Here is a 22,604-nt window from a genome sequence, read left to right as displayed (position 1 = left end):
GCGGGACTTTAGCAAATCTGCTCTGGAAGATGTAGCATTAAAACTACTGGGAGACTGCCATGGATACCGATTTCAACCTCGACCGCTTCGTCGCCGCGCAAGACCCGGTCTATTCCGACGTGCTGGCCGAGCTGCGCACCGGCCACAAGCACACGCACTGGATGTGGTTCATCTTTCCGCAAATCGAGGGGCTGGGCAGCAGCGAGATGGCGCGCAGGTACGCGATCCGCTCGGAAGACGAAGCCGCCGCCTATCTCGCGCACCCGGTGCTGGGGCCGCGCCTGCGCGAATGCGCGCGCCTGGTCGCCACCCATGCCGACCGCGACATCGGCGACATCTTCGGCAGCCCGGACGACCGCAAGTTCCATTCCTCGATGACCTTGTTCGCCGACGTGGCGCCCGACGAAGCCGTGTTCCAGACCTGCCTCGACACCTTCTTCGATGGCGAGGCCGATCCGGCGACGATGGCGCGCGTGTAAATGTTTTTACGTATTGAAGTCGATGCGAACGGGCAGCCGCGGCGGCTGCCAGCGGTAGCGGGCGTCGAACACGTCCTGGCCCGGCTGGTCGCCCTGCCATTCGATGCCGAGCAAATTCGTCAGGCTGTGCGCCAGCCAGTCGCCGCGTACCGGTAGCGTCAGGCTCGAACCCGGCGCCGTGTCCTGGTAGGAGCTCCACACCATCAGCGGAATCCGGTAGCCGTCGGGCGTGGTGGCGCTGTGGCCGGCGCGGTCGATCGTGTGGCCGACTTCCTGGCCGTGGTCCGACAGGTACACCCACATCTGCTTGCCCGGCGCGTGGCGGCTCAGGTCGAGCGTGGCCGCCACCGTGGCGTCGTGGTAGCGCACCGCCGAATCGTACTGGTTGCGCATGGCGCGCAGCCAGGCCGGGCGGCCTTGCTGGCGCAGGCGGGCGTCGATGCCGTCGGCGGCATCGAGGAAGGGCCGCATGCCGGCCGGGTGGCGCATCGCGTAGTCCGGGTGCAGGCCCAGCATGTGCACCACGATCAGCTTGCGCGGCGCCTTGTCCGCCAGGGCGGTGCGCATTACCGGCAGCACGTGCTCGTCGAGCGCTTCCGAGCCGCGCCCCGGCTTGCGGTTCAGGATCTCGACGGTGTCGGCCAGGCGCGCATGTTCCTGCTCGATGGCGAGGTCGTTGTGGTTGCTGATCCACCAGGTGCGGTAACCTGCGGCACGCGCCAGCGCCAGCAGGTGCACGCGCCGGCTGGACTCGGGCGCGCCGAAATAGAACAAATTGCGCAGGGCCGGCACCGTGGATGCGTTTACCGACCAGGCGTGGCGGAACACTTCCATGCGCTCGCCCAGTTCGCGCTGGCGTGCGGACAGTGTCGGCGAGGTAGGGCGCGCATAGCCGTAGCTGCTCATGTTATTCCGGTTCATGCTTTCGCTGATCACCAGCACCAGGGTGTCGGGGCTGTCTGCGGCCAGGGTCGGGGCCAGCCGCTTTGCCGCCGCCAGCAGGCGTTGGCGCTGGGCGTCCATCTGCCCCCATTCGCGGCGCAAGTCGCCGATGTCCTGGGCCCACTGCGGCCAGAACAGGAGCGGGTGATGACGGCGCCAGGGCTTGCTGGCGAGCGAACCGACGATCAGCGCCAGCATCAGCACGGCAATCGCGATGCGCCAGCCGCGCGGCTCGGGCAGGCGCGGCGGATGGCGCCACCAGAGGCGGATACCCCAGGCCAGCAGGCTTGAACAGAGCAGGGCGAACAGCGACCATTCGAGCATGTCGCGCCAGTACATGGCGGCGAATTCGCGCGATTCGCCCGGCGTGGTGTTGGCAACGGCGCTCAGCACCATCGAGCTGTTCGGCAGGGCGTCGTAACAGGCCAGCAGGAAGCCACGCACGGCGCCGTCGACGACGAACGCCAGGCCGAGTCCCAGGCAGAGCCAGCCCTGCAGGCGGCGCCGCGGCGCGCTGCGCAGCGGCCACCACAGCCAGAACCAGCCGGGCAGGGCCAGCACCAGCACTTGCCAGGCGCGGGCGCCGGCATGGCCGGCATGGACCGCGGCCAGCAGCGCCAGGAAGGGCAGCAGCAGGGGCAGGGATGCCTTCAGCATCTGGCGCGGCTGGCCGGGGGCGGTCTGGTCGGGAGATGGACCGGAGCGGAAACGGGAGCGAAATACGACATGCTGCGGAGGGTTCATGCGGACTCGGGCTCAAGCTTGCAACAGGGGAAATTTCTTTTTCGGCGGCGAGTGTATCGGCATGCGCGTGAAGTTTTCGTTAAGGCCTGGAAAATATTCGCCGGCATGGCTGCTTTGACATGCGTGCGGAAAGGGGGCTTGTTGTGCGTATAATCCGCGAAGCTATTCATCAATTTTTAGAAATCAACAATTCATGGCTTCATCTTCCGACAACATCAGCATGGCCGTGTTCTGCGACTTCGAGAACGTCGCCCTCGGCGTGCGCGATGCGAACTACGAAAAATTCGACATCAAGCCGGTCCTCGAGCGCCTGCTCCTGAAAGGCAGCATCGTCGTCAAGAAAGCCTACTGCGACTGGGAACGCTACAAGGGCTTCAAGTCGACCATGCACGAAGCGAACTTCGAGCTGATCGAAATCCCGCACGTGCGCCAGTCCGGCAAGAACTCGGCCGACATCCGCCTGGTCGTGGACGCGCTCGACCTTTGCTACACCAAGTCGCACGTGAACACCTTCGTGATCATCAGCGGCGACTCCGACTTTTCGCCGCTGGTATCGAAACTGCGCGAAAACAACAAGCAGGTGATCGGCGTGGGCGTGAAGCAGTCGACCTCCGACCTGCTGGTGGCCAACTGCGACGAATTCATCTTCTACGACGACCTGGTGCGCGAAGTGCGCCGCGCCGCCGCCAAGCGCAAGGAAGAATCGGAAGCGCGCAAGGCCCAGCCGCAATCGCGCCGCCCGAGCGACGACAAGCGCAAGGAAGAACTCGAAGTGCGCAAGGTGCAAGCCCTGGAAATGGTGGTCGAGACCTTCGACGCCCTGGTGTCGGAACGCGGCGACACCGGCAAGATCTGGGCCTCGCTGCTGAAGGACACCCTGAAGCGCCGCCGTCCGGAATTCTCCGAGGTGTACTACGGTTTCCGTACCTTCGGCAATTTGCTGGAAGAAGCGCAGGTGCGCGGCCTGTTCGAATTCGGCCGCGACGAGAAGTCGGGCACCTATGTATACCGCAGCAGCGGCGCCACGCCGGCCGCCCCGGACGTGGCGGCGCCGGCCGAGACCGCGCCGCTGGACCTGGCTGCCCAGGCCGGCGAAACGGTCGCATCGGTTGCTCCACAGGAAGAAACCCGTGGCGAAGGCCGCCGCCGTGGCGGCCGTGGCCGCAAGGGCCCGGCGCGCAACGAGGCGCCGATGGTGGCCGTGACGCCGGACGAAGTCGCCCAGCTGGAAGCGGGTGCGCAGGCATGGCCCGAGCCTGCACCGCTCGTGCCGGCCGAGCCGGTGGCAGCCGAAACCCCTGCTGCGCCGGCCGACGCCGCTTTGACCATCGAGCCGGCAGCCGAGCCGGCAGCGGATCTGACGGCAGAAGCGGCGCCGGCCGAGGAAGCACCGGCCAAGCCGCTGAAGGAACGCCGCCGCACGCCGCGCAAGCCGGCCGCCAAGAAGGCGGTCGCCGCTGCCGAAGGCGATGCCGCAGCCGCCGAGCTGGCGCCGCTGGGCGTGGCGCAGGATGCCGCCGCATCCCCGGCCGCAGCGCAGGAATTGTCACAGGAATTGCCACCAGCGGAAGGCGCAGCCGCCGAGGCACTGGGCGCACTCTTGCCCGAAGCAGCGATTCCGGCAATCGGCGAGAATGGAGACAATGCTGTGGAAGCGAACCAGGCCGACGCAACGGCCGACGGCGCCAAGCCTGCGCGCAAGAAGGGTGCCAAGCCCGCGCACAAGGCGCCAGCCCGCAAGCCGGCCACGCGCAGCCGCCGTCCGGCCAAGCCGAAGGCGGACAACGCGTAAGAGGGCGGGCCACGGCATGGTGGCGCCGCACCGGGGCAACCCGGTGCGGCGCCGTGGTCAACCTTGTTCGTTCGCGGTGAAAGGCCTGCCATGCGTGTACTTGCCGGTTTCCCGACCCTGTTCGCTGTTTCCCTCCTTGCCGCCGCGCCGGCTGCATCGGCCGCACCGCCGGCGCCTTCGCATCCCATCCTCGGCATCTGGAAGCTCTCGCTGCCCACCCTGCGCTGCTCCGAAACCTACCGCTTCCGCGGCGACGGCACCACGCTCGTCACCAGCGCCGAGGAAGTGTCGGAAAGCGAATTCAGCATTCCCGACAAGCCCAGCGAGAAAGGCTTCTACAAGCTCGAAGACCGCATCGTGAAGGACAACGGCAAGAAGGACTGTTCCGGCGAAATCATGAAGGTCGGGACCCGGGCCACGAATTTCGTGCGCTTCCATCCGTCCGGCGGCCTGTTCCTGATGTGTACCGATGAGTCGATGGAGGCCTGCATCGGGCCGTTCGAGCGGGTCGAGGGCGAAGAGGCGTAAGGTTTCCGACCTTGCCGTTCGTAGGGTGGGCCGGGCCGCGCAAGGCACCTGTGCCCACGCGGTACAACGGTTGATCATCGATTGCCACCAGATCATGCGCGCCGTGTACCAACCGGTGATACCGCGTGGGCTCGAGAGCCCACCCTACGTAAGCTTTTCGCGGCTTTTCGATTGATCACGCGTTCTACCGCGTGGACACAGGTGTCCACCCTACAAAAGCAAAGGCTAGAGTGACCAGCTGATAGATCTAGGTGTATATTGCTGGGCGAAACGACAACACCCTGGATTCACATGTCACCGGCTCTACTGTTCTGCATCCTGATCGGCTATTTCGCGCTCCTGCTCGGCGTGGCCTGGGCAACCTCCCGCAACGCCAACAACGACAGCTTCTTCATCGGTAACAAAAGCAGCAACTGGATGCTGGTCGCCTTCGGCATGGTCGGCACCACCCTGTCCGGCGCCACCTTCATCAGCGTGCCCGGTGCGGTAGGCAAGGATGCCTTCGGCTATGGCCAGATCCTGATCGGCTACGTGATCGGCTACATTGCCGTCGCCTACATCCTGCTGCCCCTCTACTACCGCCTGAAACTCACCTCGATCTACCATTATCTCGATGTGCGCCTGGGCCGCCGCGCCTACCAGAGCGGGGCAGGGTTCTTCATCATCTCGCGCCTGCTCGGCTCCACCGCGCGGCTGTATTTGGTGGTGAACATCCTGCAAGCCATCATCCTCGACAGCCTGGGCATCCCATTCTGGCTGACCACGCTGGTCATCCTCGGCATGATCCTGATGTACACCTACCAGGGCGGCGTCAAAACCATCGTCTGGACCGATACCCTGCAAACGAGCTGCATGCTGTTCGGCCTGTTCGCCTGCGTCTGGTTCCTGCTCGACCAGCTCGGCATGTCGATGACCGAGAGCCTGAACGCGATGCAGTCCCAAGGCCTGGCGCGCATCTTCACGTTGGATGTCGACAGCCCGAACTTCTGGCTGAAGCAGATCGTGGCCGGCATCTTCATCGTGCTGACCATGACCGGCATGGACCAGGAAATGATGCAGAAAACGATTTCCGTGAAAACGCTGAAGGATTCGCAGAAGAACCTGCTGAGCCTGACCGCGGTGCTGGTGGTCGTGCTGTCCGCCTTCCTGTTCCTGGGCGGCCTGCTCTACCTGTATGCGCCGAGCGTCGGCGTACTGGCGACCGGCGACAAGATCTTCCCGGCCGTGGTGATGGGCCACCTCCCGGCCGCGGTGCAGATCATCTTCCTGATCGCCCTGGTCTCGGCCCTGTTCCCCAGCGCCGACGGCGCCATTACCGCGCTCACCTCCACCTTCTGCATCGACATCCTCGGCATCAAGCGCCGCCCGGACCTGAGCGTGGAACGCCAGGAACAGCTGCGCCGCCACGTCCACCTCGGCTTTGCCGCGCTGTTCCTGGTGCTGGTGATGGGCTTCAAGTGGATCGACGAGCCGAGCATGATCGTGATCATCCTGAAGCTGGCGGCCTACACCTATGGCCCACTGCTCGGCCTGTTCGCCTTTGGCATGCTCACGCGCCGCACACTGGTCGACCGCCTGGTGCCGTACGTGACGATCGGCGCCCCGCTTCTTTGTGCACTGCTTGAGCACTATCAACAGTATCTGCTGGGCAATTATCGCCTGGGCCTTGAACTGCTGATCCTGAATGGCATACTCGTATTCGCCGGTTTGTTCGCCATTTCCCGGAAAGAGGCAATCAACAACACCGTTGTCGCCGCCTGAGGTCCAGGCGCACGGCCCACGCACCTGTTACACACGCATCACGTCCAACCCTTTTAGCGGAGTCCCGATGTCCTTCAAGCCCTTGTCTTCCCTGCGCCGCGGTATCGGCGTGCTCTGGCGTGGTCTCGACGCCACGCGCCGCTTCGTGCTGAACCTGTTCTTCCTGCTGATCGTGATCCTGCTCCTGGTCGCCATCTTCAGCGGCGGCGCCAAGCCGCTGGCGGCCAAGACCTCGCTGGTGCTGGAACTGCGCGGCGACCTGGCCGAGCAGAACACCGGCAGCTTCAGCGATACCCTGGTCGGCAGCATCGGCGGCGAAACCCGCCGCACCATCCAGCTGCGCGATTTGCTGACCGTGCTGAACGCGGCGGCCAAGGACGACAACATCAGCAGCGTGGTGCTGCTGCTCGACGAAATGGACGGCGGCGGCCTGGCCCAGCTGCGCGAAGTGGGCGCCGCCATCGACCGCGTGAAAGCGGCCGGCAAGCGCGTGGTGGCCTGGGGCGGCATGTACGACCAGAAGCGCTACCTGCTGGCCTCGCACGCCAACGAGGTCTACGTGCACCCGATGGGCATGGTAATGATCGAAGGCTTCGGCCGCCACCGCAACTACTACCGCGACGCCCTCGACAAGCTGGGCGTGACGGTCAACCTGATCAAGGTCGGCACCTACAAGAGCGCGGCCGAGCCGTATATCTCCAACGCGCCGTCGCAAGCGGCGCTGGAAGCCGACACCTATCTGTACGGCGACCTGTGGAACAACTACACCGCCCAGGTCGAGAAGAACCGCAAGCTGGCGGCTGGCAGCATCGCACGCGGCATCGACCAGCTGCCGCAATTGATGGAAGCGGCCGGCGGCAGCGCCGCCCAGGTGGCGCTGAACCAGAAGCTGGTGGACGGCATCAAGACCAAAGACGAAGTGCGCGCCATGATGATCAAGCGCGGCGCCTTCGACGACTCGATCGATTCCTTCCGCCAGGTCTCGTTCAACGATTACCTGGGGCGCAACCCGCAGCCGGTGCTGGGCGACGCGGTCGGCGTGATCGTGGCCGAGGGCGAGATCACCGACGGCCAGGGCGGCCCGGGCGTGATCGGCGGCGTCTCCACCGCCAACCAGATCCGCCGCGCGCGCGAAGACGACGCGATCAAGGCGCTGGTGCTGCGCGTCGATTCCCCTGGCGGCAGCGCCTACGGCTCGGAACTGATCCGGCGCGAACTGGAACTCACGCGCGCCGCCGGCAAGCCGGTCGTGGTCTCGATGGGCAACGTGGCGGCCTCCGGCGGCTACTGGATCTCGATGGCGGCCGACGAAGTCATTGCCGATCCGGCCACCATCACCGGCTCGATCGGCGTGTTCGCCATCCTGCCGACCGCCGACAAGGTGGCCGACAAGCTGGGCGTGCGCACCGGCGGCTACACCACCACCTGGCTGGCCGACGCCTACAACCCGCTGCGCCCGATGGACCCGCGCTTCACCCAGCTGATCCAGTCCAGCATCAACAACGTGTACAAGGAGTTCACCACCAAGGCCGCCGTGGCGCGCAAGACCAGCGCCGCGAAGATCGACGAAGTGGGGCAGGGCCGGGTCTGGACCGGCGCCCAGGCCAAGGAACGCGGCCTGGTCGATACCCTGGGCAGCTACGGCGACGCACTGCGCTCGGCCGCCAAGCGCGCCAAGCTGGGCGACGATTTCCGCATCTCCTACGTCGAGCGTCCGGGCTCGAAGTTCGAGCGCTTCCTGGAAATGATGGGCGCCTCGACCCAGACCGCCGTCAACATCCAGGTGAAACTGGGCATGCTGCCGGACGCGCTGCCGGCCGGCGCGGTGGCCGGCGTGGCGAAAGACCTGGGCTGGCTGAACGAGCTGGCCGACGGCAAGAAACCGTTTGCCGCAGTCACGCACTGCCTGTGCGAACTGCCATGATCATGCGGGCTACGCAGTGAATTTGTAACGGCTGTTACAAATGGCGGAAGCGGGCGCTGGAGGTTCCAGCGCCCGTTTTCGTTTACGCCTGCGGCTAACTTCGCGCTTCGTTCGGCGATCTGTGTTAAACGGCGTAAAGACAAAAGAAAGGAGGGCTGCGCAGGCGCCGATTGACACCCTGGTGCGACGCCTGGATACGCTGAGCCATGTACGTTACGAAACATTCATTTGCACTGCTCCATGCTACATTCCAAGCTGATTCATTGTGCATTTGTCAGCAGGTCCCCGTACAACAAGGATAAGCATGGATTCTCCCGTTTCGCCCAACAAGCCAGCCCTTACCCAGCCTCAGCCACGTCCGCAGCGCAGCCGCCTGGTCGGCAGCATCGTCGCCATCCTGGCCATGATCGCGCTGGGTGCCCTGGCCTGGTACCTCACCCACCGCACGCCGGAAGGTGCGGGCGGCCCCGGCGGCGCCGGCGCCGGTGCGCGCCAGGGTGCAGCGGGCGGGCAGGGCGCGAGGGGGCCGGGCGGTCCTGGCGGCGGACGCGGCGGACCGGCCACCACGGTCGGCGTGGCCACGGCCGAGCAGGTCGATCTGCCGGTCACGCTCGAAGCCCTGGGCACCGTAGTGCCGGCGGCGGTGGCCACCGTGCGTCCGCAAGTCTCGGGCGTGCTCCAGGAGATCAAGTTCACCGAAGGCCAGGTCGTACGCGCCGGCCAGGTGCTGGCCACCATCGACCCGCGCAGCTTCGAGATCGCACTGCTGCAGGCCACCGGCCAGCGCCAGCGCGACGAAGCCCAGCTCGAAAGCGCGCGCCTGACCCTGTCGCGCTACCGCACCCTGCTGGAACAGGACTCGATCGCGCGCCAGGAAGTCGATACCCAGGCGGCCCTGGTCAAGCAGCTCGAAGGCGCGATCACCACCGACCGCGCCGCCGAGAACCAGGCGCGCCTGAACCTCAGCTACACGCAGGTGAAAGCGCCGATCGCCGGCCGCGTCGGCCTGCGCACCGTGGACATCGGTAACCTGGTCGGCAGCGGCGACGCCAACGGCATCGCCGTGATCACCCAGTTCTCGCCGATCGACGTCGAATTCGCCGTGCCGCAGGACGGCGTGCCGGAATTGCAAAGCCGCATCGTCGCCAACGCCACGCTGCCGGCGGTCGCGCTCGACCGCACCCGCACCAACGAGCTGGCCCAGGGCCGCTTCGCCGCGCTCGACAACCAGGTCGACGTGCAGACCGGCACCGTGCGCGCCAAGGCCCGCTTCGAGAACAAGGACAGCAAGCTGTTCCCGAGCCAGTTCGTGAACCTGCGCCTGCAGGTGCGCACCATCGAGAATGCCGTCGTGGTGCCGGTGAACGCGCTGCGCCATGGCGCGAATGGCGACTTCGTGTTCGTGCTGAACGAGCAGGCGAAAACCGTGGCTATGCGCAGCGTGAAGCGCGGCCAGGCGACGGTCGACAAGATCCAGGTGCTCGAAGGGCTGAAGCCCGGCGAGCGCGTGATCACCGAAGGCGCCGACCGCCTGAAGGATGGCGCCAAGGTGACGCTGCCGGGCGAGCGTCCGCAAGGCGCGCAAGGTGCGCAAGGTGCGCAAGGTGAGCGTCCACGCCGCCAGCGTGAAGGAAACGCGCAATGATGAGGCTAGTAGGGTGGACGGGTTTCCCGTCCACGCGTTCAACTGCACATGGTTTATATGGTTCGGCATGTCGTCGCGATGGCGCTACAGATGGCTGGACGCGTGGACGGCAGAGCCGTCCACCCTACGGGGATACCGCCAATGCCGCAGGCACCCGTATGCAAGAGGTAACGCAATGAGTCCATCCGGCCCATTCATCCGCCGCCCGGTCGCCACGGCCCTGCTGATGCTGGCGATCGTGCTGGCCGGCCTGGTCGGCTACAAGTTCCTGCCCCTGTCGGCGCTGCCGCAGGTGGACTTCCCGACCATCCAGGTGCAGACCCTGTACCCGGGCGCCAGCCCCGAGGTGATGTCGCGCACCGTTACCGCGCCGCTGGAGCGCCAGTTCGGCCAGATGTCGGGCCTCTCGCGCATGAGTTCCACCAGCGCCGCCGGCGTCTCGGTCATCACCCTGCAGTTCGGCCTGGGCCAGACCCTGGACGTGGCCGAGCAGGAAGTGCAGGCCGCGATCAATGCCGGCGGCTCGCTGCTGCCGGCCGATTTGCCGGCGCCACCGGTCTACGCCAAGGTGAACCCGGCCGATGCGCCGGTGCTGACCCTGGCGATTACCTCCGACACGATTCCGCTGACCGAAGTGCAGAACCTGGTCAACACCCGCCTGGCGCTGAAGATCAGCCAGGTCTCGGGCGTGGGCCTGGTCTCGCTGTCGGGCGGCCAGCGACCTGCCGTGCGCATCCAGGCCGATACCGAGGCGCTGGCGTCTTATGGCCTGGGCCTGGACTCGCTGCGCACCGCGATCACGGCGGCGAACGCCAACAGCGCCAAGGGCAGTTTCGACGGCCCTTCGCGCGCCTACGCCATCAACGCCAACGACCAGCTGGTGACCGTCCCCGATTATAAAAACCTGATCGTCGCCTACCGCAATGGCGCACCGGTGCGCCTGGAAAACGTGGCGCAGGTCGTCGATAGCGCGGAAAACGTGCGCCTCGGCGCCTGGGCGAATCTGAAGCCGGCGATCATCCTGAACGTGCAGCGCCAGCCAGGCGCGAACGTGATCGCCACGGTGGACGCCATCAAGGAACGCTTGCCCGAGCTGCAGGCCGGCCTGCCGGCCTCCTTGCGCCTGGACGTGCTGAGCGACCGCACCACCGGTATCCGCGCCTCGGTCGAGCACGTGCAGATCGAGCTGCTGCTGGCCGTGGTGCTGGTGGTGCTGGTGATCTTCGCCTTCCTGCACAGCATCCGCGCCACGGTGATTGCCAGCCTGGCCGTGCCGATCTCGCTGATCGGTTCCTTCGGCGTGATGTATTTGCTCGGCTACAGCCTGAATAATCTGTCGTTGATGGCGCTGACGATCGCCACCGGTTTTGTCGTCGACGATGCGATCGTCATGATCGAGAACATCGCGCGCTACATCGAGGAAGGCGAAAAGCCGATGGCCGCCGCCATCAAGGGCGCGGCCCAGATCGGCTTCACCATCATCTCGCTGACGGTGTCGCTGATCGCGGTGCTGATTCCGCTGCTGTTCATGGGCGACGTGGTGGGCCGCCTGTTCCGCGAATTCGCGGTGACCCTCGCCATCACGATTTTGATTTCCGGCGTGGTGTCGCTGACCCTGGTGCCGATGATGTCGGCGCGCTGGCTGCGCAGCCACGAGGAAGAAAAGCCGGGCAAGTTTGCGGTGAAAACCCAGGCCTTTTTTGATCGCGTGATCGCAAAATACGACCGCGGCCTGGACTGGGTGCTGGCGCGCCAGGGCCTGACCCTGATCGTGGCGCTGGCAACGCTGGCATTAACTGCCTTGCTGTGGGTGGTGATCCCGAAAGGCCTGTTCCCGATCCAGGACACGGGCCAGCTGCAGGCACGCGTGGAAGCGCGCCAGGCGATCTCGTATGCGCGCATGGCCGAGATGCAGCAAGCCGCGGCGAAACAGATCCTGGACGATCCGGCTGTCGAATCGCTGTCCTCGAACGTGGGGGTGGACGCCGCCAACAACACCATGCTGCACGCCGGCACCATGCTGATCAATTTGAAGCGCGACCGCGACGGCGACATCGACGAGATCATGACGCGCCTGAAGAACCGCGTGGCGAATGTGGCCGGCCTGACCCTGTACCTGCAGCCGACCCAGGATTTGACGATCGACGCCGAAAGCGGCCCGACCCAGTACCGCGTGTCGCTCGAAGGCGCCGACAACGCCACCGTCACCGAATGGGCGCACAAGCTGGTCGACCGCATGGCGCAGCAGAAGCAGCTGCGCAACGTGACCACCGACGCCGGCGCCATGGGCGCGGCCGCCGTGGTCCACATCGACCGCGACACCGCCTCGCGCCTGAACATCACGGCCTCCGCCATCGACGACGCCCTGTACAGCGCCTACGGCCAGCGCATCGTCTCGACCATCTTCACCGAGACCAACCAGTACCGCGTGATCCTGGAAGCCCAGCAGGACGAGGCGATGTCGCTGGCCAGCCTCGGGCGCCTGCAACTGCGCACCGGCTCCGGCGAGCCGACGCCGCTGTCGGCGGTAGCCACCATCCGCGAAGAGGAAGCGCCGCTGCAGGTGACCCACGTGGCGCAGTACCCGGCCACCACCATCGGCTTCGACACCGCCAATGGCGCTTCGCTCGGCCAGGCGGTCGATGCGATCCGCGCTGCGGCCGCCGACATCAAGCTGCCGCCGGCGGTGACGCTGACCTTCCTCGGCGCTTCGGGCGCCTACGAGAAATCGCTGTCGAACCAGCTGTGGCTGATCCTGGCGGCGGTGGTCTGCGTCTACATCGTGCTCGGCGTGCTGTACGAGAGCTACATCCACCCGTTGACCATTCTCTCGACCCTGCCGTCGGCCGGCGTCGGCGCGCTGCTGGCGCTGTGGGTCACGGGCCAGGGCCTGGGCGTGATCGGCATCATCGGCATCATCCTCCTGATCGGCATCGTCAAGAAGAACGCGATCATGATGATCGACTTCGCCATCGAGGCCGAGCGCGACGGCGGCAAGTCGCCGCTGGACGCCATCCGCCAGGCGGCGCTGCTGCGCTTCCGCCCGATCCTGATGACGACCCTGGCCGCGCTGTTCGCCGCCGTGCCGCTGATGTTCGGCTGGGGCGAGGGCGCCGAGCTGCGCAGGCCCCTTGGCCTGGCCATCTTCGGCGGCCTGATCGTCAGCCAGCTGCTCACGCTGTTCACCACGCCGGTGATCTACCTGGCGTTCGACCGCACCGCGCGTCGGTGGTCGGGTAAAGCCCCGGCCAAGCCGAAAGAGGTCGGCGCATGAATTTGTCGAAACCCTTCGTCCAGCGCCCGATCGCGACCGTCCTCCTGACGCTCGGCCTGGCGCTGGCGGGGATTGCCGCCTTCTTCGTGCTGCCGGTGTCGCCGCTGCCGCAGGTCGACTTCCCGGCCATTTCGGTGTCGGCCTCCTTGCCCGGCGCCAGCCCGGAAACCATGGCCAGCAGCGTCGCCACGCCGCTCGAACGGCGCCTGGGCGTGATTGCCGGCGTCAACGAAATGACCTCGAACTCGGGCAACGGCTCGACCCGCATCAATCTGCAGTTCGAGCTGAACCGCAAGATCGACTCGGCCGCGCGCGAAGTGCAGGCCGCAATCAGCGCCTCGCGCGCCGACTTGCCGTCTACCCTGCGCAGCAACCCGACCTACCGCAAGGTGAACCCGTCGGATGCGCCGGTGATCATCCTGGCGCTCACCTCCAAGACGCGCTCGCCTGGCCAGATCTACGACGCGGTCTCGAACATCATCCAGCAGCGCCTGGCCCAGGTGCCGGGCGTGGGCGAGGTCGAGATCGGCGGCGGCTCGCTACCGGCCGTGCGCGTGGAACTCAATCCCTACGCGCTCAACAAGCTGGGCGTGTCGGCCGAAGACGTGCGCGCCGCGATCCAGGCCAGCAACCCGAACCGCCCGAAAGGCGCGATCGAAGGCGGCGGCAATCGCCTGCAAATTTATTCGCAGGCCGACACCCCGAGCAACGGCCGCAGCGCCGCCGACTACCGCGACCTCGTGGTGGCCTGGCGCAACGGCGCAGCCGTGCGTTTGAGCGACGTGGCGAATGTCATCGACGGTCCGGAAAACATCAATACGCTCGGTTTGTTCAACGGCGAGCCTGCCGTGATCGTGCTGATCACGCGCCAGCCGGCAGCGAACGTGATCGAGACCGTGGATGGCGTGCGCGATTTGCTGCCGACCCTGCAGTCGCAGCTGCCGGGCGACATCACGCTGCAGGTGGCCTCGGACCGTACCAACTCGATCCGCTCGTCCCTGCACGAGATCGAGTTCACGCTGCTCATTTCGATTTTGCTGGTGGTGCTGGTGGTGAGCGTGTTCCTGCGCAGCGTGCGCGCCACCGTGATCCCGGCGGTGGCCACCGTGGTCTCGCTGCTCGGCACCTTCGGCGTCATGTGGATGCTGGGCTTTAGCCTGAACAATCTGTCGCTGATGGCCTTGACGGTGGCCACCGGCTTCGTCGTCGACGACGCCATCGTGGTGCTGGAAAACACGGCGCGCCACGTCGAGAAGGGAATGGACCGCATGCAGGCCGCGCTGCTGGGCGCGCGCGAGGTCGGCTTCACCGTGCTCTCGATCAGCCTGTCGCTGGTGGCGGTCTTCATTCCGCTGCTGTTCATGGGCGGGCAGGTGGGCCGCCTGTTCCGCGAATTCGCCGTCACGTTATCAAGCGCGGTGATGATTTCGCTGGTGATCTCGCTGACCACCACGCCGATGATGTGCGCCTGGCTGCTGAAAAAGGGCCACACCATCGAGCGTCCGCCGGGTCGCCTCGCGCGCTGGTCCGAGAACGGCTTCAACCGCCTGCTGAAGAGCTACGAGCACGCGCTCGACTGGGCCCTGGCCAGCCGCGGCCTGGTGATGCTGATCCTGGCCTTCGTGGTGGCGTTGAACGTGTACCTGTTCTCGGCGGCGCCGAAGGGCTTCTTCCCGCAGCAGGACACGGGCCAGATCAACGGCGGCATCCGCGCCGACCAGAGCATCTCCTTCCAGGCGATGCAGGCCAAGATGCGCCAGCTGGTGAACATCATCAAGCGCGATCCGGCCGTGGACACGGTGGTCGGCTTCACCGGCGGCGGGCGCGCTGGCGGCGGCTTCATGTTCATCAACCTGAAGCCGGCCTCGGAGCGCGACGTCAAGGGCCAGGCCGTGATCGCGCGCCTGCGCCCGCAGCTGGCAAAAGTGACCGGCGTATCGCTGTTCCTGAACCCGGTGCAGGACTTGCGCATGGGCGGGCGCTCGTCGAACTCGACCTACCAGTACACGCTCAAGAGCGACAGCAGTACCGACCTGAAGGTGTGGGCGGCGAAACTCGCCGACGCCATGAAGAGCCAGAAAGCGCTGGTCGATGTCGACACCGACCAGGCCGAGAACGGCGTCGAGATGTTCGTCACCATCGACAAGGAAAGCGCCGCGCGCCTGGGCATCAGCACGCGCGACGTCGACAACGCCCTGTACAACAACTTCGGCCAGCGCCAGGTGGCGAACATCTACGATGAGCTGAACCAGTACCACGTGATCATGGGTGTGGCGCAGAAGTATGCGCAGTCGCCGGAAGCGCTGAAGGATGTGTATGTGCCGGCGCGCGCCACCGGAACCGGCAGTAGCAGCGGTACGTCGACCGCGTCGGCGGCATCGACGGGCACCGGCTCCGGCGTCTCGGCCACCGGCGCCATCAGCGCCAACGGCACGCCGACGCCGGCATCGAGTCTCACCGCCACGCGCGACGCCTCCAGCGGCTCGGCCCTGTCCAGCACTGCCGCCAACATGGTGCCGCTGTCGGCCATCGCCAGCTTCGCCGAAAGCTCGACGCCGACTTCGGTGAACCACCAGGATGGCGAACTGGCGACGACCGTCTCGTTCAACCTGGCCGAAGGTTTCAATCTGTCCGACGGCCAGGCCGCCGTGCGCCAGGCCGAAGCCGACATCGCCATGCCGTCCAACGTGCGCGGCAGCTTCGAAGGCACGGCGCGCGCGGCCCAGGAATCGAACAAGGAGCAGCCGCTGCTGATTTTGGCGGCCATCGTCGTCATCTACATCGTGCTCGGCATCCTGTACGAAAGCCTGGTGCACCCGGTGACGGTGCTCTCTACGCTGCCCTCGGCCGGCGTCGGCGCGGTGCTGGCCCTGCTGCTGTTTAACATGGAGTTTTCCATCATCGCGCTGATCGGCGTGTTCCTCTTGATCGGCATCGTGAAAAAGAACGCGATCCTGATCATCGACTTCGCGCTGGAAGCCGAGCGCGCGCGCGGCCTGGACGCGGTGGAAGCCGTGCGCGAAGCCTGCCTGCTGCGCTTCCGCCCGATCCTGATGACGACCCTGGCCGCGGCCCTGGGCGCGTTGCCGCTGGCGATCGGTTTCGGCGAAGGGTCCGAGCTGCGCCAGCCGCTCGGCATCGCCATCATCGGTGGCCTGATCGCCAGCCAGTTGCTGACGCTCCTGACCACGCCGGTGGTCTACGTCCTGATGGACAAGCTGCGCCGCCGCACCCCCGAAGAACGCGAGCTGACCCGTCATCCGCTCGAAGAAGAAGAAGCTGTTCCGTCCCCATCGAAATGACCAAGCCTATGCGACAACCGAAGCTCCTCCGCCTGTCCCTCCTGATGCTTGCCGCCAGCCTGGCCGGCTGCAGCGTCGGCCCCGCCTACCAGGTGCCGAGTACGCCGGCGCCGGCGGCCTTCAAGGAACTGGCCGGCTGGGTGCCGGCGGCGCCCGCCGACACGCTGGAACGGGGACCGTGGTGGCAGCTGTTCGAGGACCCGATCCTGAACGAACTGGCCGCCGGCGTCGAGGTCTCGAACCAGAACGTGGCGGTGGCGGTGGCGAACTACGCGCAGGCGCGCGCCCTGGTGGCGCAGCAGCGCGCGGCGCTGTTCCCGTCGCTGAACCTGCAGTTGAGCGGCGACCGTTCCGGCGTGCGCGGGCAGGGCGCCGATACCGGCTACCGCCTGAACCTGGGCGGCAGCTGGGAGCCCGACGTCTGGGGCCGCCTGCGCGCAGGCGTCACCGGCGCCGAGGCCAGCGCCGCCGCCACGGCGGCCGACCTGGCCAGCGCGCGCCTGTCGGCCCAGGGCGAACTGGCCGCCAACTACTTCGCCGTGCGCCAGCTCGACGCCACGCGCGCACTGCTGGTGGACACCGTGGCAGGCTACGAGCGCGTGCTGCAGATCGCCCGCAACCGCTTCAACGTCGGCATCGTGGCGCGCACCGACGTGCTGCAGGCCGAGACCCAGCTGGCCAGCGCCCGCAGCGACGAACTGAGCGTGGTGCGCCAGCGCGCCCAGGCCGAGCATGCGATCGCGATTTTGCTCGGCCGGGCGCCGGCCGAGTTCACGCTGGCGCCGCTGCCCGAATGGCGCGTAAAGGTGCCGGAGGTGCCGGTCGGCGTGCCGTCGACGCTGCTGCAGCGCCGTCCGGATATCGCCGCCGCCGAGCGCGACGTGGCCGCGGCGAACGCCGACATCGGCATCGCGCGCGCGGCCTACTTCCCGAACATCGCCCTGTCGGCGTCCGGTGGCACGGTGGGCAGCCGCGTGTCGGATTTGTTCTCGGCATCGAGCGCGGCCTGGTCCTTCGGGCTGTCGGCGGCGCAGACCATCTTCAACGCCGGCGCCACCCGCGCCAGCGTGGCCGGCGCCGAGGCGCGCCAGCAGGCGGCAGCCGCGCGCTACCGCCAGACCGTGCTCACCGCCTTTGCCGACGTCGAGGACCAGCTGACCGCCACGCGCGTGCTGGCCCAGCAGCAGGACCTGCGCCGCCAGGCGGCCGAAGCGGCCAACCTGGTCGAGCAGCAGATCCTGAACCAGTACAAGGCGGGTCAGGTCAGCTATACGGAAGTGGTGCAGGCACAGGTGACGGCGCTGAACGCGCGCCGCTCGCTGCTGCAGGTGCAGGCGGATCGGCAGACGGTGGCGGTGTCGCTGATCCAGGCGCTGGGGGGCGGCTGGCAAGTGGGCGATCAGCCGTAAGAGGACCAGTGGTTTACCGTAGGGTGGGCTCTTGAGCCCACGCTGTCGTACCTATGCACACCGTAACGCTATGCACACGCTGCACCGCGTGGGCTCAAGAGCCCACCCTACAAAGCCTTGAAAAGCGCGGCCTCATGACCACCTTGCGTTGACATTCACTCAACGCAAAGTCTGCCATGTTCAATTTCCGCCATCCCCGGCCGGTCGTCGATGGACGCGCCGTCGCCGTGCAGGTCGTGCAGCAGAAGCAGGCCGCCAAACCGCAGGCGACCGTGCTGGTGGTAGACACCAGGGCAGAACCGGCGCCCGTGCCGCCAACCGCAGGCACGGACGCTACGACAAAAACCTAGCTCAGGACCGCCGCCGCGCCAGCTGCACCCCGACCACCGCCGCCACCAGCGCCGCGCCCAAAGCCAGCTTCGCATGCCCCTGCGGCTGCGGCCGCAGCCCGTGGCTGTGGATGCCGTCCGCGCTGCGCGGCGGCTTGTACATGCTGCCGGTGGTGTTATTGGTGCGGTCCGCGCGCCGACTCCAGGAATCGAGGAAGCGGCCCATCAGCGAGCTGGTAGCCGGCGAGGCCAGTTCGCCCAGTTTCAGCATCGAGGCCGGCGCGCCGATCACGGTGGTGGCGCGCGGCTTGTGGGCCAGCTTGACGACCGCGTCGGCCACGGTTTCCGGGTCCAGCACGCCGGGCGGGTAGGACAGGCGGGCGCCCGTGTAATTGCCGGCATGCTCGAAGCCGGGCGTGTCAACGAAGGTCGGGTACACGTCGCAGATGTGGATGTGCGGCTGGTCGCGCAGTTCGCCGCGCAGCGCTTCGCTGAAGCCGCGCAGGCCGAACTTGCTGGCCGAGTAGGCGGCCGCATACGGCGAAGCGATGAAGCCGCCCGCCGAGATCATGTTGACCCAGATGCCGTGGCCCTGGCGCCGGAAGATCGGCAGCACGGCGTGGGCGTCGTGCATGTGGCTGAGCAGGTTGGTCTCGACCACGCGCCGGTGGTCGTCCAGCGGCACGTCGTGGTACTTGCCGACCACGCCGATGCCGACGTCGCTGAACCAGAGGTCGATGCTGCCCAGGGTCTCGTGCGCCCTGGCGGCGAAGCGCACCACGGCATCGGCATCGGTGACGTCGACGACCTTGGTCTCGACCATGCCGCCGGCTTCGCGGCAGCGCCAGGCGATGTCTTCCAGGCCCGCCTTGCCGCGCGCGCCGAGCACCAGGCGTGCGCCCTGGCGGGCAAAGGCAATCGCGGTGGCGGCGCCGATGCCGCTGGACGCGCCGGTGATAACGACGCGCAGGTTCTTCTGATTCATCGTGTGGTCCTTTCTCGGATGGTGTAGCCGGCCACATTGCCGCCGGGCATAAGCTGGACAGAAACAAAACGCATGCAGGGCATGGTGCCTACATGGCGGATTATTGGTCGCACGCTTTGATCGACCAGGCGCGAGGAAGAGCGAGGATCGGGTCTGATATTCGGTCACGAACGCGACCGTGATACGGTCTACTGACCCTCAAGTCAGCAATCGTGTGCGTTGTTATTGTGACATTGGCGATAATAAAGTACTGCCGCGTCAAGACATGGTCTGGCGGGCAAACCTGAACAACACTTTATTCATCGGAGAATCCATGTCCCGCCTCGTCACGCCTGCTGCCCGTCCATCCCTGACCATCCTGAAAGCCGCCATCCTGCTCGGCGCCACCGCGGCCGGCATGGCCCAGGCGCAGATGTCGCCTGCGCTCGACCGCATGAGCCTGTCGGCCGGCGCCTTCTACGCCGAGCCGAAGATCCACCTGGGCGGCGACACCCGCTACGGCCGCGTCGACACGCCCGACGAGAAGATCGGTCACGAAACCCTGCCGCGCGTGAAAGCCGAGCTGCTGTTCGGCGACAGCCACGGCCTCTCGTTCGACTACTTCCGCTTCAGCAAGGGCTACGGCGCCACGGTCGATGGCGACACCGAGTACGAGGGCCGTCCGGTCAGCGGCACCATCACCGCGAACGCCAAGCTGCGCGTGGAAATGGCGCGCCTGGCCTACAAATACTGGTTCGGGAAAGAGAAGAACGCCTTTGGCGTGGGCCTGGGCGCCGCCTACCTGCGCGCCAAGATCTCGGGTTCGGGCGAGGCCAACGTGAGCGCCGCGGCGCCGGTGGAGAACTATTCCTGGAGCGGTTCGGGTTCGGCCAGCGACAACGTCTGGGCGCCGACGGTCGAACTGTCGTGGCGCCATGCCCTCAACGACAAGGTGCGCCTGTTCGCCGAAGCCGGCGGCATCAAGAAGAACGGCGGCTCGGTGGAAGGGCACGTGTACAACGGCTCGGCCGGCGTCGAATGGGCCTTTGCGAAGAACGTCAGCCTGGTCGCCGACTACGGCATCCAGAAGATCGACCTGCACCGCAACCGCGAGCGCAGCGCCGACCTCGACCTGAAGCTGACCGGCCCATCGGCCTTCGTCAAGGTCCGCTTCTGACCTGACTGTTATTCGCCGTCGTCCTGCTGTGCGACTGGCGTGACGCGGATGCCGCGCCGCGCCAGCGCTTCGCGCAGCAGGAACTCGATCTCCGCGTTCACGCTGCGCAGGTCGTTGGCGGCCAGCCGCTGCAGCTGCTCCCACAGGGCGGGATCGATGCGCAGCGGGTAGGATTTTTTGCCGGGACTTGCCATCCGATTTGCCTTTGCTTTGCCCCAGGCCTTATTGATACAGGGTGCCGGTGTTCACGATCGGCTGGGTCTCGCGGTCCGAGCACAGCACCACCAGCAGGTTGCTCACCATCGCCGCCTTGCGCTCGCTGTCGAGTTCGACGATCTCGCGCTCGGCCAGCCCCTTCAACGCTTCTTCCACCATGCCGACCGCGCCGCGCACGATCTGGGCGCGTGCGCTGATGATGGCCTGCGCCTGCTGGCGGCGCAGCATCACCTGCGCGATCTCCGGGGCGTAGGCCAGGTGGGTCAGCTTGGCGTCCACCGTTTCCACGCCGGCCGCCTCGAAGCGCTCGGTCAGCTCGGTGCGCAGCGCCAGCGCCACCTCGGCCGCGCCGCCGCGCAGGGTCATTTCGCCGGGCGCCAGGTCTTCGCCTTCGTCGTAGGCATATTGCGAAGCCAGGTGGCGCAGCGCCGCTTCGGCCTGCACCGCCACGTAGCGCTCGTAGCTGTCGACCTCGAACATGGCCTGCGCCGTATCGCGCACGCGCCACACCACGGCGGCCGCGATCTCGACCGGGTTGCCGCGCTTGTCGTTCACCTTCAGGGTCGGGATGTTCAGGTTGCGCGCCCGTACGCTCAGCTTGTGCTTGCGGTACAGCGGGAAGGCCCAGCGCAGGCCTTCGCTGCGGTCGGTGCCGACGTAGCGGCCGAACAGGGTCAGCACGACGCTTTCGTTCGGCTGCAGCATGTACAGCCCGGCCAGCACGACGATGCCCAGCAGCACCAGCAGGATGCCGATCGGCCCCGCCGCGCGCAGCAGCAGGCCGCCGGCCACAATGGCCAGCAGGCCGCCGGCGAATGCCATGTAGCCGTTCAGCGAGGCGAGCGGGGTTTCCTGGCGCTTGTGCGATGCCATTCCTTGGGTGGACATATCCGGGTCTCCGATGTGATCTAAAAGTGATATCACTTTAAGATCTCTTTTCCTTTTCGTCAAGAAAGATTTTGGACTGCCTTGACGCCGGACTATCCAGGCGCAGGCGTGCATATTCCGCGATTTCTGCGGCTCAGCTGCGCCTTTGTGCAGCCCGTCACAATCCCCAGACCTTGCATTTTATTAACGCTACATTATCGATAACAAAACATAGTCCCGGTCCGCGCTGGCGGAGCAGGGCGCCGAACGACCAAACTACCTGGAGAAACAGCCGATGTCATCGCCGATGCTATCAACGATGTTATCAATTAAGCAGCTCAACAAGACCTACGCCAACGGCGTCAAGGCCATCAACGATGTCAGTCTCGAGATCCCGAACGGCATGTTCGGCCTGCTCGGACCGAACGGCGCCGGCAAGTCCTCGCTGATGCGCACCATCGCCACGCTGCAGGACCCCGACAGCGGCAGCATCCATTTCAACGGCATCGACGTCTTGCGGGACAAGGAGGGGCTGCTGCGCCAGCTCGGCTACCTGCCGCAGGACTTCGGCGTGTACCCCAAGGTGAGTGCGGAAAAGCTGCTGAACCACTTCGCCGTCCTGAAAGGCCTGACGCACAAGGGCGAGCGCAAGGAGGCGGTCGAGGCGCTGCTCCAGCAAACCAATTTGTGGGACGCGCGCAAGCGCGCCCTCGGCACCTATTCCGGCGGCATGCGCCAGCGCTTCGGCATCGCCCAGGCCCTGCTCGGCGCGCCGCGCCTGGTGATCGTCGACGAGCCGACCGCCGGCCTCGACCCCGACGAGCGCAACCGCTTCCTGAACCTGCTGGCCAAGATCGGCGAGCAGGTGGTGGTCATCCTGTCGACCCACATCGTCGAGGACGTGACCGACCTCTGCCCGCGCATGGCGATGATCGCGAAGGGCACCGTGCTGCTGCAGGGCGAGCCGCAAGCCGCGATCGACACGCTGAAGAACCGGGTATGGCGCCGCACCGTCAGCCAGGACGCGCTGGCGCAATACCAGGAACGCTTCAACGTGCTGTCGACGCGCCTGGTGGCCGGCCGCCCGCAGATCAACGTGTATGCCGAGTCGCAGCCCGACGACGGCTTCACGAGCGTCGAGCCGGACCTGGAAGACGTGTACTTCCTCCAGATCCGCAATGCCGGCCGCGCCGCGCAGGCCAAGGCCGCCGCGCCGGCGGCCAATGCAGCGGTCACGGCATAAGGAGCGGC

General features: G+C 66.4%; 16 protein-coding genes. 12 read left to right on the top strand and 4 right to left on the bottom strand.

Going from position 1 to position 22,604, the window contains the following annotated elements; all coding sequences use genetic code 11:
* Positions 1–59: 59 nt before the first annotated feature.
* A complete protein-coding gene (locus ACWYRN_RS01040) occupies positions 60–479 on the top strand; it encodes a DUF1810 domain-containing protein (RefSeq protein ID WP_488690712.1) in 420 nt (139 codons plus the stop codon).
* A 6-nt stretch (positions 480–485) separates the two neighbouring features.
* Here the strand turns inward: ACWYRN_RS01040 and ACWYRN_RS01035 are convergent, their stop codons facing one another.
* Entirely contained in the window at positions 486–2,165 is a 1,680-nt protein-coding gene (locus ACWYRN_RS01035) for a sulfatase-like hydrolase/transferase (RefSeq protein ID WP_488690711.1), read from the bottom strand.
* A gap of 193 nt (positions 2,166–2,358) precedes the next feature.
* On the opposite strand from ACWYRN_RS01035, the gene ACWYRN_RS01030 reads away from it, so the two are divergent.
* From ACWYRN_RS01030 to ACWYRN_RS00990, 9 genes are all read left to right on the top strand, one after another.
* Positions 2,359–3,957, top strand: coding sequence for an NYN domain-containing protein (locus tag ACWYRN_RS01030; RefSeq protein WP_488690710.1), 1,599 nt, complete (start codon positions 2,359–2,361; stop codon positions 3,955–3,957).
* Between the two features lie 90 nt (positions 3,958–4,047).
* A complete protein-coding gene (locus ACWYRN_RS01025) occupies positions 4,048–4,485 on the top strand; it encodes a hypothetical protein (RefSeq protein ID WP_488690709.1) in 438 nt (145 codons plus the stop codon).
* 291 nt (positions 4,486–4,776) lie between these two features.
* Complete coding sequence (locus ACWYRN_RS01020; protein WP_488690708.1) at positions 4,777–6,246, top strand: sodium:solute symporter; 1,470 nt, start codon at positions 4,777–4,779, stop codon at positions 6,244–6,246.
* 67 nt (positions 6,247–6,313) lie between these two features.
* The gene (gene sppA / locus ACWYRN_RS01015; protein WP_488690707.1) at positions 6,314–8,170 is read left to right on the top strand and encodes a signal peptide peptidase SppA; all 1,857 of its coding nucleotides are present in this window, start codon (positions 6,314–6,316) and stop codon (positions 8,168–8,170) included.
* 304 nt (positions 8,171–8,474) lie between these two features.
* Positions 8,475–9,815 carry an efflux RND transporter periplasmic adaptor subunit gene (locus ACWYRN_RS01010; protein WP_488690706.1) on the top strand — a complete coding sequence of 447 codons (1,341 nt, stop codon included), beginning with the start codon at positions 8,475–8,477 and terminating at the stop codon, positions 9,813–9,815.
* Positions 9,816–9,990: 175 nt separating this feature from the next.
* The gene (locus tag ACWYRN_RS01005; RefSeq protein ID WP_488690704.1) at positions 9,991–13,089 is read left to right on the top strand and encodes an efflux RND transporter permease subunit; all 3,099 of its coding nucleotides are present in this window, start codon (positions 9,991–9,993) and stop codon (positions 13,087–13,089) included.
* Complete coding sequence (locus tag ACWYRN_RS01000) at positions 13,086–16,391, top strand: efflux RND transporter permease subunit (RefSeq protein ID WP_488690702.1); 3,306 nt, start codon at positions 13,086–13,088, stop codon at positions 16,389–16,391. Before ACWYRN_RS01005 ends, ACWYRN_RS01000 begins: the two co-directional genes overlap by 4 nt.
* 8 nt (positions 16,392–16,399) lie before the next feature.
* Complete coding sequence (locus ACWYRN_RS00995; RefSeq protein ID WP_488690701.1) at positions 16,400–17,800, top strand: efflux transporter outer membrane subunit; 1,401 nt, start codon at positions 16,400–16,402, stop codon at positions 17,798–17,800.
* A 176-nt stretch (positions 17,801–17,976) separates the two neighbouring features.
* On the top strand, positions 17,977–18,150 hold the full coding sequence (locus ACWYRN_RS00990) for a hypothetical protein (protein WP_488690700.1): 174 nt from the start codon (positions 17,977–17,979) through the stop codon (positions 18,148–18,150).
* Between the two features lies 1 nt (position 18,151).
* On the opposite strand, the gene ACWYRN_RS00985 is transcribed toward ACWYRN_RS00990, so the two are convergent.
* On the bottom strand, positions 18,152–19,114 hold the full coding sequence (locus ACWYRN_RS00985) for an SDR family oxidoreductase (protein WP_488690699.1): 963 nt from the start codon (positions 19,112–19,114) through the stop codon (positions 18,152–18,154).
* Positions 19,115–19,427: 313 nt separating this feature from the next.
* On the opposite strand from ACWYRN_RS00985, the gene ACWYRN_RS00980 reads away from it, so the two are divergent.
* Entirely contained in the window at positions 19,428–20,270 is an 843-nt protein-coding gene (locus tag ACWYRN_RS00980; RefSeq protein ID WP_488690698.1) for a hypothetical protein, read from the top strand.
* Between the two features lie 8 nt (positions 20,271–20,278).
* Here ACWYRN_RS00980 and ACWYRN_RS00975 read toward each other — a convergent pair whose 3' ends face one another.
* Both ACWYRN_RS00975 and ACWYRN_RS00970 read right to left on the bottom strand, forming a co-directional pair.
* A complete protein-coding gene (locus ACWYRN_RS00975; RefSeq protein WP_488690697.1) occupies positions 20,279–20,464 on the bottom strand; it encodes a type II toxin-antitoxin system antitoxin in 186 nt (61 codons plus the stop codon).
* A 28-nt stretch (positions 20,465–20,492) separates the two neighbouring features.
* Entirely contained in the window at positions 20,493–21,374 is an 882-nt protein-coding gene (locus ACWYRN_RS00970; RefSeq protein WP_488690696.1) for an SPFH domain-containing protein, read from the bottom strand.
* A gap of 298 nt (positions 21,375–21,672) precedes the next feature.
* On the opposite strand from ACWYRN_RS00970, the gene ACWYRN_RS00965 reads away from it, so the two are divergent.
* Positions 21,673–22,596, top strand: a complete 924-nt coding sequence (locus ACWYRN_RS00965) for an ABC transporter ATP-binding protein (protein ID WP_488690695.1) — start codon at positions 21,673–21,675, stop codon at positions 22,594–22,596.
* Positions 22,597–22,604 lie beyond the last annotated feature (8 nt).

The sequence above is a fragment of the Massilia sp. BAP21 genome, from assembly GCF_057801335.1.
The sequence above is the reverse complement of the archived record's forward strand: the minus strand, read 5'-3'. Positions and strand labels throughout refer to the sequence as shown.